Source organism: Paraburkholderia sp. SIMBA_053 (genome assembly GCF_046534895.1).
Classification (GTDB): Bacteria; Pseudomonadota; Gammaproteobacteria; order Burkholderiales; family Burkholderiaceae; genus Paraburkholderia; species Paraburkholderia caledonica.
This window is the reverse complement of record NZ_JAWRXU010001302.1, coordinates 1-249: the sequence shown is the minus strand read 5'-3', so window position 1 is coordinate 249 and position 249 is coordinate 1. Positions and strand designations below refer to the sequence as shown.

General features: G+C 64.3%; 1 protein-coding gene. It reads right to left on the bottom strand.

Annotated features, from left to right (window positions below; genetic code table 11):
• The coding region (opgC, locus tag SB753_RS39835; RefSeq protein WP_410805518.1) for an OpgC domain-containing protein at positions 1 to 249 on the bottom strand (249 nt) is incomplete at both ends.

Sequence of the window (249 nt, the reverse complement as noted above, 5' to 3'; positions counted from 1 at the left end):
CTTGCCCAGCCCGCCTCGATCAGCTTGGCCACGAGCCACGCGATCGCGAGGAAATTGACCGCGCGCAAGTAGGACAGATTCTGTTTGAAGCTGGGATCGAGCGGCTCGACTTCGACAAAGAGCTTGTAGTACGCCGCGACCGCCGCCACACAGCAGGCCGCGAGCGTCACGAGCCAGCCGAGACGGTGCTGACTCACGCGCTGATAGACCGGCTGGCAACGCACGAGCGCGCCGAGCACGAACAGCAAC